Genomic DNA, 16,317 nt, shown 5'->3' with positions numbered 1-16,317 from the left:
ACCCTCTGTTTGTCAAAGCCTTGCCAACAAAAGTGAGCTGTAACTTTCGTTCAGCACTAGTTACTTAATAAACAATTGACTCTCATTTCATTTACAGTTATCTCTATAATAAAAACAATAGAGGAAACAATATGAAGGGATTTATTACCAGTCTGCTGCTCTGGGCCATCTGTTTTACCGCGCAAGCCACCCCACAGAATATGGATTTTTCTCAGGTTAAAGATGAAAAGCCGGAGCATTGGTATATTCAGGGCAGCGAACCTGACACCATCAGTGATGATCACCCAACCAGCGCTGGGCAGAGCTTGCGTTTAAACAGAACCAGCAGTAGCGAAGCTAGCTTTGCCTCAGCTGCGCAACGCATTCCTTTTAGCTACGATGGCCAACAACTTACCATAAGTGGCTGGATAAAAACCGAGCAGGTGACAGCAGATGGCGCAGCGTTTTGGCTAAGATTACATAGCGGTCAGGATATGGTTGCGTTTGACAATATGCATGGACGACGACTAGTGGGTGACCAAGCCTGGCAACAGGTGCAACTGTCAGTTGATGTGCCAGCGGGTGTCGATAGCTTAGTATTCGGGGGTATCTTAATTGGTACAGGCCAGGCCTATTTTGCCGATCTAAAGCTGACACTGGACGGTGTAGCTATTGAGAAAGCGCCAAAGGCCAAATTTCTTCGTGCTGCGGCACCTCATGAATTTGAGCAGGACTCTGGTATTCGCCTAACTGCACTTAGCCAGCAGCAACATGCTAACCTTGCGGCGCTGGCCAAGGTTTGGGGCTTTATTAAGTATTATCACCCCGAGTCTGCTGCGGGTAATATCAGCATGGACGCCGAGCTGTTTAAACTGATCCCCAATGTATTAAAAGCAGATGCCAAAGCACGCGACCAGTTGTTGGTGCAATGGATAAAAGGTTTGGGTCAGTTGAACGGCTGCAAAAAATGCAAAGACAGCACCAATGCGGCACTGGCGCACCCCGCGCAGCACTGGTTAACCTGGCAGTTATCGCCAGAGCTAAATAACGCCCTCGCCAACGTGTATGCCGCAGAGTTACCAGCTCGCCATTATTGGGTAGGGTCTGTAAGAGGTGTAGGTAACCCGGTCTTTAATGAAAAGTCCTACGCAGAAGTTGGCCATGAAGATAGCGGCTATCGGTTACTGGCCGTATTCCGGCTATGGAATATTATTCATTATTATTCGCCCTATCGTGATTTAACCGAACAACCATGGCCGCAGGCGCTGGATACGGCTATTAGCGACGTTATCGCCGCATCTGACGAGACTCAGTATCTATTGGCACTGGCGACGTTTATCTCGGCTATTGATGATACTCATACGCAGCTCTGGCCTAACCAGAACAGCACCGCGTTAGCAGATTATATTGGCCGCAATATAGCGCCGGCAGAGGTTAGGTTTATTGAGGATAAGCCCGTTGTCCGACTGGTGTATGATGCTGAATCTGCTTTGCAGGTGGGTGACATCATTACCCACATCGGCGGCAAGCCGGTAGCAGAGCGCCTGGCGTATTTAAGGCCGCTGGCGGCAGCCTCCAATGAGCCGACCCGCTACCGCCAGTTTGCCTGGATGTTACTGCATGATAACGCCGGGCAATTAGATTTGAAGATCGAGCGGGCCGGTCAGGCCATGCAACTAACGGTACCCCTGGTTGAGCGCAGTTCACTGCAACGCCAATTTGGGTATTACAACGTTGGCGACACCGCGTATCAGATTTTGCCAGACAATATTGGTTATGTCCGGCTGGATAAAATAGCAGAGGTCGATCTTGAGCAGATGATGCAGCAGCTGGCCGATACCAAAGGGCTGGTTATTGATATTCGTAATTATCCATCAGATTTTGTGGTGTATAGTCTGGGTAAGTACCTCTACCCCCAGCCTTATCCATTCGCTAAATTTACCCAAATACAACCCAGCAACCCGGGCCAATTTAACTGGGCTGAGCCTATCCAGGTCGGCAGTGAAAACCCGGATTACTATAAAGGTAAAGTCGCAATTCTGATTGACGAGCACAGCCAAAGTCAGTCGGAATTTACCACCATGGCTTTTCGCGGTGCCCCAAAAGCCAGGGTAATAGGCAGCACGACCTCTGGTGCGGATGGTGATTTTTCGAGTATTGTGCTGCCCGGCGGCCATTACACTGCATTATCCGGGATTGGCGTATTCTACCCGGATGGCACCCCGACCCAGCGAATAGGTATCGTACCGGATATCGAAGTTAAACCAACCATCGCCGGCATAGCAGCAGGCCGCGACGAGCAGTTAGAAGCCGCTATTGAGTATATAAACCAGCAATAAAAACGTTTAGGCAGGCAAAAGATGCGTAAAGCCGGCAGTTTCCCTAGCTGCCGGCTTTTTCGTTATATCAGCCGGCACTTTTTCCTAAAAGAGTATTTATACCATTGCACCTTTTTACCGAACCGGCCTGAAACGCAGGCCTTTGGTGACGATGGTGTGCCAGCAGCTACGCCAACTTTCTGTTTAACAATAGTTTATAGCCGCTTTATTAAGCCGATATTCAGTTAACTGCCGCTAGTTTATGATTTGTTAATTTAACGATTAAATCTCATTACATTTACAGCTATCGCTAATATAAGAACAATGAAGGAACAAGTATGAAAGGACTTCTATTTAGCTTAGGACTATTGGGCTGTAGTTTCGCTGCCCTGGCCACCCCCCAGAATATGGATTTTTCAGAAGTATCTGACAACCTGCCAGCTCATTGGCAGATTGCCGGGACCGAGCCGCCAACCTTAAGTAAAGTAGCGTCACTTGATAACGCCACTGCAATAAAAATCAGTCGCAATAGTACTACCGACGGCGCATTTGCCGATATTCACCAGCAGATTAAATTTCCCTATGGTGGAAAAAGCATAATTATCAGCGGCTATATAAAAACAACAGAGGTTAGCGCAGATGGTTTCGCCGGTTTCTGGCTTGCTCAGGCTTCAGAAAACGACGACACAATTCACTATGCCGACATGGAGTTAAATGCAATTAATGGCAGCAATGACTGGCAGCAATATACACTGAGCGCTGAATTGGACCCTGATACAGCACACTTATATTTTGGCCTGTTGCAAGTAGGCAATGGTAGCAGTGAATATGCAAAGCTTAGCCTGACCATAGACGGCAAACCGCTGGCGCAGGCACCTGCAAGAGAACATGTGGTTTATCAGGCAGCACTACCCCATAAATTTGAACAAGACTCTGGCATTCGCCTGACAGCAATTGACCAACAGCAACATGCTAACCTTGCGGCGCTGGCCAAGGTATGGGGCTTTATTAAGTACTATCACCCGGAGTCAGCTGCGGGCAATATCAGCATGGACGCCGAGCTGTTTAAACTGATCCCGAAAGTGTTAAAAGCTGACGCCAAAAAGCGCGACCAGCTGCTAGTAAAGTGGATAAATGATCTGGGTGAGCTTAGCACTTGCAAAAACTGCAAAGACAGCACCAATGCGGCACTGGCGCACCCGGAGCAACACTGGTTAGCCTGGCAGTTATCGCCAGAACTAAATGTCGTGCTGGCCAACGTTTATGCTGCAGAGTTACCTGCCCGGCACTTTTGGGTAAAGCGTTCAGCACAAGGTAACCCGATGTTTAATGAAAAGCCTTATGCTGACATTAGCTATTTGGATTCTGGCTATCGTTTACTAAGCGTGTTTAGGCTATGGAATATAGTTCACTACTACTCACCATACCGTGATTTAACCGAGCAACCGTGGCAACAGGTGCTTGATGAGGCAATTGCAAACGTTATCGCTGCATCTGATGACACCCAATATCAACTGGCGCTGATGACGTTAATCTCAGATATCCATGATACCCATACCCAATTCTGGCCAAACCGGAAAAATACGGCAATTGCTGACTACCTTGGCCGTAATGTAGTACCGGTAGAAGTTCGCTATGTAGAAGACAAACCAGTCATTGGTTTATTGTATCAGCCAGACCTGGCGTTACAGGTTGGCGATATTATAACGCATATTGATGGCAAAAATATCGCGGAGCGCCTGGCAAAAATTAAACCAATAGCTGCCGCTTCAAATGGCCCGACTTTACAGCGCCAATGGGCAGATTCTTTGTTGCGCAGTAATACGCAGCAACTGACTTTAGGCATTAACCGTGCTGGTAAATCATTAAATGTTGAGGTGCCGCTGATAGAATACGACTCTTTAAAACGGCAATTTTTGTATAACCCGGCGAGCGATGACGCCTATAAGCAGCTGCCGGATAATATTGGTTATATCCGGCTGGATAAAATAAAAGGTGTTGATCTTAAGCAGATGATGCAGCAACTTAACGATACCAAAGGCTTGATAATTGACATTCGTGAAACTCCGTCAGAATTGGTAGTGTTTACGCTGGGTAGCTATCTGTATCCGAACTCTTATCCATTTGCAAAATATACCGTTATGCAGCCTGAAAACCCGGGCCAATTTAACTGGGATGACCCAATAATTGTGGGCAACGACAATCCGGATTACTACACAGGTAAAATCGCCATTCTGATCAACGAGCAAACGCAAAGCAGTGCGGAATACACCACTATGGCATTTCGTGGCGCGCCAAAGGCAAAAGTAATTGGGAGTACCACCGCAGGTGCAGATGGTAATTTCTCCGGCATTATTCTGCCCGGTGGTCACTGGACCGCTATATCTGGTATCGGCGTGTTCTACCCGGATGGCACCCCCACCCAGCGAATAGGTATCGTGCCGGATATCGAAGTTAAACCAACAATAGCAGGCATTGCAGCAGGGCGTGATGAGCAATTAGAAGCCGCTATTGAGTATATAAAGCAGCAATAAAACCGCCTGTGCAGGCAGTTAGCTGAGTAAAGCCGGCAGTTTCCCTAACTGCCGGCTTTTTCGTTATAATCAGCCGGCATTTTTTCTGAAAAAGACTATTTTAGCATTGAACCCCTACACCGAACTGGCGGCGCCGGTTGAGCATTGCCTGACTGAGAAAAACAGTGAGTTTCTGAGCTTTCTGCTGCCGGTTCGTAACCGGGATGAAGCAATGGCCCTGGTTAATCAGTACCGCAAACAGTACCGGGGTGCCAACCATGTGTGCTGGGCTTACATTATTGGTAATACCCGCCAGCCTGAAACGCAGGCATTCAGCGACGATGGCGAGCCGAGTGGCACCGCCGGCAAACCGATGCTGCATGTGTTAACCGAGCAGGAGCTGGGCAATAGCCTGGCGCTGGTGGTGCGTTATTTTGGCGGGGTAAAGTTAGGCGCGGGTGGCCTGGTACGGGCATACTCGGCAGCGGTATCGCAGGCCGCAGCAAAGGCGACCCGCCATCAGGTGTTACCACAACTGCAGCTGACAGTACGGTTAGACTTTGCGCTGGAAACCCGGGCCCGCCAGCTTATTAATGAACTGGCTGGCCAGTTGCTGGCCACTGACTACCAGCAGCAGGTGCAGCTTACTGTTAGCCTGCCTGTCACTGCTGTCGCTGAGTTTGCTAATCAGCTGCAGAATATCAGCTCTGGCAGTGCGCTGATCAGTGAGCTGCCGGATACCGCTCAGGCTTAATCCCCTTGCCTGGCTCAATCTTGCAGCCATGCTGTTTTCAAACTGGCATTTACGGCCATTCCATGGATAATAAGCCGGATTAAAATGACAACAGCGGCGCCGGTGTATCGCGCTGCCGACAGGATGCGTTATGTCTCGTTTACTTCGTATTGTGCTACTTCACACCCATCTGCCCGGGGTGGTGGAATTGCAGTTGGATCAGCACACTAATATCTGCGGCACCAACGCTTCAGGTAAAACAACCTTGCAACGGCTGGTGCCGGTGTTTTATGGCGAACAGCCAAACCGGGTGGTGCCGAAAACCCGCAAAAAGTTTGACGAGTTTTACCTGCCCTACAGCAACAGCTACCTGATTTACGAATATCAGCGCGAAGGCGGTGCCTTATGTCAGGTGGTATTAACCCGCAAAAGTGATGGCGGGGTGGAATACCGCTTTGTGGCTGCACCGTACCAGAGCGAGTTCTATTTAATAGAGAGCGACGATGGTGTAAAAGCATTAAGTTACAGCGACTGGGCCGCCAGTATGCGCAGCCGCCCCGAGGTGCAGGTATCGGCGAAAATCAGTGCTACCAGCGAGTATCGCAGTATTATTCAGAACGATGCGGCCGCGCTTAGGGGCAACAATGCCGACAGCGTAAAATTACGCCGGCTGGCCGCCAGTTTCAGCCTGGTCAGCAGTGGCCACAAGCTGCGTCATATTGAAAAGCTGGTCAGTGCCGTGCATGCCAAAGAAGGCAAAATGGATACGCTAAAGGCGATGCTGGCCGCCATTTTTGAAGAAGACGGCGTTACCCTGCCCACCACCAAGGTTAAAAATACCAAGGCCCGTGACTGGATCCAGCAAATGCGCCAGTCGATGCGTCTGGATAAACTGCAACAGGATTTTGAGCGTTTAAAACAGCTGGCCCAGCAACTCGATGGCGCCGAAGCCCAGTTAGCGGGCTTATTACCGTTATTACAGCAGGATGAGCAAAACCAGAAGCAACGTAAAGCCGATGCCGAGCAACAGGTGATTAGCCTGCGCACTCAGCTGCAAAGCTTAAAAGAGCAGTTTCAGCTGCAACAACTGGAGCTCAGTAGCAGCCTGGCGAAAACCGAAGCTGATTTACATGAAACCAGTGCCCGACTGGATCAGCTGCAGCAGCGTTATGACGATTTCGACAGCCAGGATATGCCCAAGCTGCAGCGGGATACCGATGCGCTGCCGCTGTGGCGCGAAAGCCTGCAGGAGCTGGCCGAGCAATACCAGTTAATGGTCGAGCAGCACGGCGATTTAGAACGCCAGTTAGAGCAGCGTAAAACAAAACTGCTTGAGAGCTTTAACCGCTTAAGCGAGCAGCACCGCGGCAAAGCCCGCCAGTTACAGCAGCAAAAAGATGCCACCCGCGAGCAGCAGGACAGCAAACTGGCGGCACTGGAGCAGGCCTTTGGTCAGCGGCTGCAACAGGCCCAGCAGCAATTTGCCGGCCAGTTAACCACCCTTAGCAGCAGCATAGCGGTGCTGAACAGTCAGTTACAGGCACCGATGCTAAGCGAAGCCGAGCATGACGAGCTGCGTAGCGCCGACTTGCGCTTAGAACAGGCCCAGCAGCAGGCGCAGCAGCAAGCCCGCCAGTTGCAGCAGTTACAACAGCAGCATCAGCAGGCCCGGGTAGCCCGCGACAAAGCCGATAACGAGCTGGAAAGCAGCCGCAAAGCATTGCACAGCAGTGAGCAGCAACTGCAGCAGCTGCACCGTCAGCTGACGCCTGAGCAGGGCAGCCTGCGTCATTTCCTGCGCTTACATTACAGCGGCTGGGAGCAAAAATTAGGCAAGGTACTGGACGAGCGCTTATTAGAGCGGCAGGACTTACAGCCGCATTTAGCCGAGCTTTCCGACAACCTGTATGGCCTGCAGCTAGAGCTGGCCGCCATCGATACCCCGGATTATGCCCAGGATGAAGCGGCAATCCGCCATCGTATTCACTCTGCAGAGCAGCAACTGGAGCAGGCAACAGCCACTAAGCTGCAGGCCGAGAAAAACCTGCAGCAGCTGCATCAACAGGCCGAGCTAAGCCGCAGCCAGCTGGAGCAGGCGCAGTGGCAGCTGACCGAGAATGAACAAAATATTGACTACGCCCGCGATGCCCGCAATCGCTTGCAGGCCCAGCAGCGCGAGCTGACGGCCCAGCGCCAGGCCAAAGTTAAAACCGAACTGACGGCACAGCAACTACAGCTGGAAAAACTGCAGCAGCAGCAACAACAGGATTTACAGGCGCTGCAAAGCGACCATAACAGCCAGAAAATGGAGTTAAAAGCTGACTGGCAGGCCGAGCTGCAGGTGTTCGATGAGCAAATCGACGAGCTGGAGCGTCAGCTGGAGCATAAGCGCGAAGATAATAAAAGCCAGATCAAAGAATTACAGCAAGCGTTCAGCGAAGAGCTGTCGGCCAAAGGCATCGATCCGCGCCGGCTGACCGAGCTGAAGCAAAAGCAGGAAAGCCTGAAAACCGCCATTAAAGCGGTGGAAGCACGCCAGGATCAACTCAGCGCCTGGCAGCAGTTTATTAAGCTGGACTGGCAGCAACTGCGGCCGCAGCTGCTGGAGCGGGAAACCGGCCTGAAACAGCAACAGCGCAGCGTAAAACAAGCGCTGGAGCAGCAAAAAGCCGATTACAGCAGCCAGAGCAAACAGCTGGATGAGCAAAAGCGCAGCCAGCAGGAGCTGATGAGCCAGGCCGAACAATTGCTGAACCAGATGAAACCGCTGCTGCAAAAATTGCAGGAATTGCACCTGGCAACCATTACCCCGGCCAGTGTCAGCAGCTCAGCCGATTTAGTGGAGCGTTTGGCCCGTGCCAGTGAAGCATTAGAGCAGCGCGGCAAAGCCGACAGCGCGTTAAAGCAGGCGCTGGCCCAGTTTGAAAGTATGCTGAGTAAAGACGCCGGCCCGGAATTTTTAGACCGGCTGGAGCATGAGAAACGCAAACTGGCCGATTACGCTGCCGAGCGCCAGCAACTGCCGATACTGCAAAACCTGCTGCAAATTTTAAAAGATGCCCAGCAGCAATTGCTGGAAATGGGCGAGAACATTGGCGGCGATCTGAAAAAGTTCTTTACCGTATTCAGCGACATTAACCGCCGGATTGCCCTGCAAAGCCGCCGCTTAAGCGAAGCGGTAGCTGATGATTTGGTGCTGGAGGGGATCAGCCGCTCAGAAGTGCGGATATTATCGACTATTGACGAGCTGGGTTTCTGGCAGCCGTTAAAGCACTTCGCCAAACTGTATGACGACTGGGGCAGCTCGGGCAAAGCACTGCCTTCAGAGCAGTACCTGAACGCGCTGGCCGATGTGGTCGAATTGCTGCGCGCCGATGAGCAGTACAGCATTGAGTCGTTGCTGCGGCTCGAGCTGCATTTAAGTGAAGGCGGCTCGGAGCTGGTGATTAAGAATGATCGTCAGTTACTGGAGTCATCCAGCCATGGTATGGCTTACCTGATTTTATGTAAGTACTTACTGGCCTTTACCCGGCTGTTGCGCGGCGATGCCGACGTGGCCATTCACTGGCCGATTGATGAAATCGGTACCCTGGCCTATCACAATGTCGAAAAACTGTTTGCCGCCTGCAGCAGCAACAATATTGTCATTGTTGGCGCCTTCCCTAACCCGGAATCTGACGTGCTAATGCTGTTCTCACACCGTTATTTAATTGAGCCGGATCAGCATGAGCCGGGCAAGCGGCGCTTAAAACGGATCCAACCGAAAATAAGCCGGCTGGCCGAGCGGCTGGCCAGTAAACAGCAGGAGGCAAGCTGATGTTACAACACGGACCTTTACTGGAGCGCCTGCTGGCCGGCGATTTTATTTGCCAGGTAACCGACGAGGATGCCTTTCGCCATTTAAGCAATGAGCAAACTCAACAGGACATTAACCACTACCTGCGGCCACTAAACCGGCGTTTAGTCAGCAACGACGATAATACGGTGTTTTTCTTAGGCTACTTTGAGCTGAATAAAGCCGCCCGCGAGCAGCTGAGCAGCCAGTTTTCGGTAACGGTGCAATCATTGCTGCCGTTGCTGGAATGGCTGCAACTGGTGCAGGAAACCCTGGGCCGCGACAGCGCATTAACGGCCGGCGATACCATTAAGCTGCAGGAGTTTGTGCTGCGCACTGAAGATAACCAGAGTTTGCGCCAGCGCTTAAACCAGCTGGCCAGCGACCGCTTTTTTAACAGCCAGAGCGAGCAGCTGGATAACCAGGTAAAACTGATTTTCCGCCGCTTAAAAGAGCATGGCTACCTGCTGCAGCCGCACCATGACCGCCAGTATTATGTGGTTACCGGTAAAATTGACTATTTAATTGATGTTATCCGCTTTATCCGCGATGAAGAGCAGCTGCCGGTAGATGACACCCCATCTCAGGAGGCATTGCTCTGATGGCGCCAACAGATAGCGGGATAGCCTCTAACCTGTTTACTATCGGTAGCGATCGCCTGGCGCTGCTGGGCAAGCACCATAAAGCGCTGATGCAGGGTTATCTGGACGGTTTTATTGATGAAACCGCCTTTAGCGAAGGCGCCTTAAAGAAACTGATTGCCGCCCGGATTTTATGGCGGCCGGACGAGCAGCAACCGCTGGCACTGCGGCCGCTGGTCAGTGAACTGATTGCCAGTATGGTGGCCGATGAAAACCGCCGCCAGATTAATGCCGATGTCGCGGAAAAGCTGGAGCAAATCCGCAACCGGGTGCAGGCCTACCGCGACGCCCAGTTTAAAGGCGATTACAGCGTTGCTGAGCTGCAGCTGCAGCGCTTAACCGAGCATGTGCACGATTTAAGCGGCCAGTTTGAAGAAGCCATCGACAGTTTATGGCACCGCTTAAACAGTGACTTTGGTTTTGTCGCCAGCCTGGATGATAAAATCCGCGAAAACGAGCGGGCCCAAAAACAGCTGCGCCGTTTACTCGATGGCCTGGATTTACTCGATTTTGACGAGTTAATTGAGTTATCTGAAGGCAATAACCACCTGCGTAAACTGCTGGTCAGTCAGCTGCAGAACCAGCTGAGCTCGCACCACAGTAGCTTGCTGGAAGTACAAAAGCGGTTGGTGGAACTGCTGGCCCGGTTCCGTCAGCAGCAGGCCCGTTCAATGCTGATTGCCAATATGGCGGCCTTTTTACGCCAGCACCCGAAATACCAGCCGGCCGACTACCCTAACCGCTCTGAGTTACCGGCGCTGTTTAACCAGGCCAGCGCCATAGTGCCGCAAGCCGCCATTGCCCTGGATAAAGCCAGCGAGCGGCAAAGCCTGGCCGAACTGGTCCGCGCCCTGCCGCGGTATCAGCCGGTAAAACTGCTTGATACCGAAAGTGCCAGCTTCAGCAGCGTGATGGTCGATGACGAAATAGCTGCCCGCCAGCAGGCGCTGAAAACCGATGTTGAAAACTTCTACCTGCGGGTGATTGATCAGGGCGGCAAACTGAGCGCGCTGGCTTATCTGCAGCAGCAGGCCCTTAAGTGGGATAGCGAAATCTGGCTCTATCAGATCATCGCCGAGTATCAGGCGCTGCCGCAGGATGAAAAGCAAATGTTCGCGATATTACGTGACGAAGCCCCGGCCAGCCCGATGAACCAGCTGCTGCTGATCCGCGATATCAGCCTGCAGTTGCTGGTGCAGGCAGCGTAATGCATTACCCACCGCTCAGTGCTCTAGCCCTGCGCTACTTGCTAAAGCTGCAACAGCGGCTAAATGCCAGTGGCAGCGAGCGGGTAACAACCAATGTTAAAGCCGTACAGCAGGTCCTGGCCTGGTGTACTGAGCATGAACTGGTGCCGGGAAACAGCCTGCAGCTGCCGCATTTTACTTTTAATCAGGCATTACTTAAAGACATTGCCGCCGTGCAACGTAACTTGCAGCAAGCTTGTTTTCTGGACGCCTTAAGCCAGAACAGCCGGCTGGAGAACGCCGCGTACAGCCGGCAAGAGTTAAAGAGCATTGGCCTGCAACCGAGGCAAAACAGGGTATTGCTGCGGCTTAATACGGCAACAGAAACCAGCCTTGGCATAACCGCAGAGTTTATCGATAGCGACTGGCAGCAATTGCCACTGGCGCAGTTTGATGCGCTGTTAATAGTAGAAAACCTTGATTGCTTTTATCAGCTGGCAAGTTTTAAGTTCGAGCTGCCGTATCAGCAGCTGCTGATTATTTATCGCGGCGACACTCAGTACAGCAAAGGCTGTAAAGCATTATCCGCCGCCTGGCACGGCACCGGCAAACCCGCCATTTACTTTGGCGACGCCGATTTAGCCGGGCTTAACATTGCGCTAAGCCTGCACTGCCACAACATGGTACTGCCCGACATCAGCGAGTTTATCCAACACGCCAGCCCCACCATGCTGGCAGATGAGCAACTTCGCTACCAGCAACGGCTGCAGAATATCCAGGTAAGCACCGCATTTTTACCCTATCAGCAAATCATCTGCCAACACCTTAACGGACTCAGGCAGCAGAATATGCAGGGAATGTTGCTAATACCGGTTAGTCTGCTGCTCTAAACCCCTTGCTGCCCCTTTTCTACATCGCCAATTCCTGTACCTATTAGCCCTTTTCATCTGCCAGCCGTAGCATTTATCGAAATATTTAAATATGTAGTTGATTTAGAGAAAAATGCTGGCTAGTTTTTCAACATGAAAAATTGTGATGGAAAGGAATTTCCACTGCGTAAAAGTGTGGAAGTTCCAACCTAAAGGTTTGTTAGACAATATGGGCAAAGAATCATGAACAACCTTGAAGACTTAAAAACAATAGGTGTGCTCATAGGCATTTCTCTGCAGGTGATCGGCTTGGCATTTGTGATCTATCAACTCAAAAAGCTCAACACCTCGATCCGCATATCTGCTCAATCTGCACTCTATCAGCAATCTTCTACCGTTAGAGCAATAATCGTAGAGCATCCAAATCTGCGCAAATACTTCTTTGAAAAAGAGGAAATAAGTTCTGACTCTGAGCATTATGATAGAGTCAAAACTATTGCGGAGATGTTCTTGAATTACCTCGAACATTTGGTCATTCAACAAGGCAGTTTAAGAGCTGGTGATTTGGCTGCATGGCATAGGTTCGTATCCCGTACAATTAATGCTAGCCCAATAATGCAGAATTTACTGAAGGAAAAGCCCGAGTTTTATTCAGATGATTTGCTGCGATTATACGATATAGGGCAAACTAAAATGACCTAACAAGGCAAATACACTTAGAAACCAAAAAGCGTAGTTCCTATCTCACTCCGCTTTTAGTCGCCGGTGATTTGAAACGTTGCACTACACAAAACACTGTGGATAACAGCAACTTTCGAGGTTTAAAAAGTATGAAAGCAAATTCAGTGTCAGTAACCACGTTTTTGCGCTTAGCGATGCTGCCAAGAGTTGTCATGCAGAGTACAAATGCATGACCGAAAATGGGGCAATAGCATTAAAACCAACCAATCCGACATCCAACAAGCCGCCGCACTCTCTTTTGGCGGAAAAGCTGGAGCAAATTTGCAACCGAGTACCAGGCATTACCGCAGGATGAAAAGCAGATGTTCGCCATATTGCGTGACGAAGCCCCGGCCAGCCCGATGAACCAGCTGTTGCTGATCCGCGATATCAGCCTGCAATTACAGGCAGCGTGATGTCCTTATGACCCTGGAGACTAATAATATGACTTTATTTGCATACGCCAGAACCCTGATCCTGGAATGGGCAAACTCTCATCGCCGGGTTAGCCTGTTTCTGACGGGTATGCTGGCCGTTCTGGCCTATGAAGCTGCGCGTGCCTGGTACCGGCCATTTATTTATGCGGCTGATATTTATGACTTTCACCTTGCAGATACGCTGGGCAATAGCCTGGGCACGGTCGCCACCGTACTCACGTTCGCGTCATTATTCGGTCGCACAGCAAGTCAGGGCCAGTTTGTGCTTCGCGCCACCGCTATTGGCATCGCTGTTTATGAGATGCTTCATCCGCTTCTGGGTAAGCCAATCGATCCGTTGGATCTTGTGGCAACCTTGCTCGCCGGTTTGGTATGCGATATTGCCTATCGTCTGCGTTTTAACAAAACCGTTCCCGAGAAACATTGAACGACTTCGCGACACACTGCATAAGGATCAACGGCTGACGTTACGAAAAAGCGCAAGTAAGCAGCAGTTTGAGAGGGCTTTGCTATACTATCTGCTGACTTTTTAATCACAGGCAGGAGATATGTTATGAGCCGGCAGCTGTTTGCGCTTTTTCTCGGATTACTTCTCACCTTTATGGCATCGGCGCAGGATAAGCTGCCGTTTAACACTGAGGAAATTACCCGCTTTGATGAACCCTGGTCGATGGCCTTTTTGCCGGATGGACGGATGCTCGTCACCGAAAAGAAAGGGCGACTGCTTATCGTCAGCCAGCAGGGAGAGAAGTCGCTGGTCGGTGGTGCACCTGATGTGGATTACGGCGGTCAGGGTGGCCTGGGCGATGTTGCCTTGCATCCGGACTTCGCCAATAACAAGCTGGTCTACCTCAGCTATGCCGAAGCCGGTGTTGGCGGCGTGCGCGGTGCAGCCGTAGCCCGCGGTACCTTAGTTGAAGAAGGGCGCCGCGCGCAGCTGCAAAACCTGCAGGTTATCTGGCGCCAGTATCCCAAGGTACTGGGCTATGGCCACTACGGCCACCGCATACTGTTTGATAACGACAAGTATCTGTGGATTTCTTCAGGTGACCGCCAGAAATTTACGCCTGCGCAGGATATGCAATCATCAATGGGTAAGGTGCTGCGCTTATATGACGACGGTTCAGTGCCCAAAGACAACCCCTTTGTTAATTACCGCCAGGAAAATCCTTTTGTCGACGGTGAAGCAATTTACCAGCAGATCTGGTCGCTGGGCCATCGCAACCCGCTGGGCATGGCGTTCGATCTGAATGGCAAATTGTGGGTTATCGAGATGGGCCCCGCTGGCGGCGATGAGCTTAATTTAATTAAACGGGCGGCTAATTATGGCTACCCGGAGGTCTCCAATGGCAAACACTATGATGGCCGGCCCATTCCCGACCACGACACTGAACCTCAGTTCGCGGCACCGGCAATCAGCTGGACACCGGTAATTTCACCGGCCGATATGATAGTTTACCGTGGCAACCTTTTTGCCGACTGGCGCGGCGATGCCTTAGTGGCAGGCCTTACTTCCCAGGGTATAGTGCACATTAAATTTGATGGCGAGCGCGCCACAGAGGCCGCGCGTTACGCCATGGGCGCCCGTATTCGTAAAGTCACCGAAGGGCCGGATGGCGCACTCTGGGTGCTTGAAGATGAGCGTGCGCAAAGCGAGGGACGCCTGCTGAAGTTGACGCCAAAGCGCCGTTAACCGCCAATCTCGTGGCTTTAATACCCGCAACAGCGGGTATTTTGCTTTTCGAACTGCTGCATCTGATTTATCAGCGCCGGCAGACCTCACGCGAAGCCCTGCCGCTGATTATTCAGGGCTTAAAGCAGCAGGGTTAGCGTTTTGTCACAGTTAACGGGTTACTGGCGCTGCGTATTCAGCCTTAACCGCTGGCAACCTTACTTTTAAGCCAAACAGCCAACGGCTGAGCCAGAAGCGCTTTACCAGTTCATAACCCGCCCAGCAGCCAACACAGGTCAGCACTATTAACAGCAAGGCTTCAACAGCTACCGGCAATGCCAGCGCTTTTAGCCATACCGCAAACACAATAATTAGCGTTTGGTGCAACATATACCAGGGCAGAATAGCGTTATTGGCGTAGTGCAGCACTTTACCTTGTTTATCCCAGGCATTGGCCGGCCGGTTCAGGTAGCGCCCGGCATAACCCAGCAGCGCCAAAATCCAGCCCCAGTGGTTAAGTGCCAGTACCACGCCAACAAGCAAACGGCCACTAACCGACTCGCCAAAAGCGGGCGGCAGGCTATCGAACAGGCCGTTGCGATCGGCAATAATCAGGCTGTAGCAGGCAATCGCGGCCAGCAGCAACCAACGCCGAAATACGATGACGCTGCGCCACCAGTTACCTTGTAAGGCAAACAGATAACCGGCGATAAAGACACCGAAGTATTTGGCATGATTGTACCAGTCGTCCAGCAAGGCATGGCTGGAAGGATAAGCCTGGCGCAGGAAATACCAGGAACAAATAAGTACCGCCATTGCCAGCAGCAGGGCAATAAGTCCTGGTAGCGGTTGCAGGCGGCCAGCCAGCGCATTTAGCAGCGGTGCAGCCAGCAACACAATAGCGCTGTAACACCATAAATAGGGCAGAAACCACAGATGATTCCAGGTTAACAGGCCTAGCGGGCTATGATGCTCAGGCAATAGTGCGGTATTGGGGTTGATATACTGCCACCAGAAACTGATAAAGCCCGGCTCTATAAGCTGCTGCGCTAACGCCTCAAAATACACCTGGGGCACCACAACAATGAACATGCCAGTCAACAGCGGTATTAACAGCCGGTTGCTGCGCAAACTAAACAGGCTTAACCGGCGGCTGCTTTGCTGCGCCAGCGCTAACGCCATAGCACTGATAAAGAACAGCAGCGACATGCGCCACGGGTTCGTTAAAATCATCAGGTTTTGCAACGCCGTGCTGCTGCTGTCACTCTTAATATGCCAGCCCCAGTCGGCGACATAGTACATGCCAATGTGGTACAAAATTAACAGGCCAAAAGCCAGTGTGCGCAGCCAGTCTAAGTCGTAGCGGCGGTTATCGGTTAGTGTTGTCATGCTAAAGCTCCGAGGTTGCAGTTG

General features: G+C 51.4%; 11 protein-coding genes. 10 read left to right on the top strand and 1 reads right to left on the bottom strand.

The window, feature by feature from the left end:
- Positions 1 to 131 precede the first annotated feature (131 nt).
- The 10 genes from R3187_RS15820 (at position 132) to R3187_RS15775 (ending at position 14,925) form a co-directional block, all read left to right on the top strand.
- On the top strand, positions 132 to 2,318 hold the full coding sequence (locus tag R3187_RS15820; RefSeq protein ID WP_318968028.1) for a S41 family peptidase: 2,187 nt from the start codon (positions 132 to 134) through the stop codon (positions 2,316 to 2,318).
- Between the two features lie 317 nt (positions 2,319 to 2,635).
- Positions 2,636 to 4,831, top strand: a complete 2,196-nt coding sequence (locus R3187_RS15815) for a S41 family peptidase (protein ID WP_318968027.1) — start codon at positions 2,636 to 2,638, stop codon at positions 4,829 to 4,831.
- A 106-nt stretch (positions 4,832 to 4,937) separates the two neighbouring features.
- Entirely contained in the window at positions 4,938 to 5,564 is a 627-nt protein-coding gene (locus R3187_RS15810; RefSeq protein ID WP_318968026.1) for a YigZ family protein, read from the top strand.
- Between the two features lie 130 nt (positions 5,565 to 5,694).
- Positions 5,695 to 9,360, top strand: coding sequence for an ATP-binding protein (locus tag R3187_RS15805; RefSeq protein WP_318968025.1), 3,666 nt, complete (start codon positions 5,695 to 5,697; stop codon positions 9,358 to 9,360).
- The gene (locus R3187_RS15800; protein WP_318968024.1) at positions 9,360 to 9,980 is read left to right on the top strand and encodes a condensin complex protein MksE; all 621 of its coding nucleotides are present in this window, start codon (positions 9,360 to 9,362) and stop codon (positions 9,978 to 9,980) included. Before R3187_RS15805 ends, R3187_RS15800 begins: the two co-directional genes overlap by 1 nt.
- Positions 9,980 to 11,227 (top strand): hypothetical protein, encoded by a 1,248-nt coding sequence (locus R3187_RS15795; protein WP_318968023.1) that lies wholly within the window; start codon positions 9,980 to 9,982, stop codon positions 11,225 to 11,227. The genes R3187_RS15800 and R3187_RS15795 overlap by 1 nt, the downstream gene beginning before the upstream one ends.
- Positions 11,227 to 12,096, top strand: coding sequence for a Wadjet anti-phage system protein JetD domain-containing protein (locus R3187_RS15790; protein ID WP_318968022.1), 870 nt, complete (start codon positions 11,227 to 11,229; stop codon positions 12,094 to 12,096). The genes R3187_RS15795 and R3187_RS15790 overlap by 1 nt, the downstream gene beginning before the upstream one ends.
- Before the next feature lie 222 nt (positions 12,097 to 12,318).
- A complete protein-coding gene (locus R3187_RS15785; protein ID WP_318968021.1) occupies positions 12,319 to 12,777 on the top strand; it encodes a hypothetical protein in 459 nt (152 codons plus the stop codon).
- Positions 12,778 to 13,239: 462 nt separating this feature from the next.
- Positions 13,240 to 13,659, top strand: a complete 420-nt coding sequence (locus tag R3187_RS15780; RefSeq protein ID WP_318968020.1) for a hypothetical protein — start codon at positions 13,240 to 13,242, stop codon at positions 13,657 to 13,659.
- A 126-nt stretch (positions 13,660 to 13,785) separates the two neighbouring features.
- On the top strand, positions 13,786 to 14,925 hold the full coding sequence (locus tag R3187_RS15775; RefSeq protein ID WP_318968019.1) for a PQQ-dependent sugar dehydrogenase: 1,140 nt from the start codon (positions 13,786 to 13,788) through the stop codon (positions 14,923 to 14,925).
- 150 nt (positions 14,926 to 15,075) lie between these two features.
- Here the strand turns inward: R3187_RS15775 and R3187_RS15770 are convergent, their stop codons facing one another.
- Positions 15,076 to 16,293: an acyltransferase family protein gene (locus tag R3187_RS15770; protein ID WP_318968018.1), complete on the bottom strand. Its 1,218-nt coding sequence runs from the start codon at positions 16,291 to 16,293 to the stop codon at positions 15,076 to 15,078.
- Between the last annotated feature and the right edge of the window lie 24 nt (positions 16,294 to 16,317).

The sequence above is a fragment of the Arsukibacterium sp. genome (assembly GCF_033721375.1).
Classification (GTDB): domain Bacteria; phylum Pseudomonadota; class Gammaproteobacteria; order Enterobacterales; family Alteromonadaceae; genus Alishewanella.
This window is presented reverse-complemented; position numbering and strand designations above follow the sequence as displayed.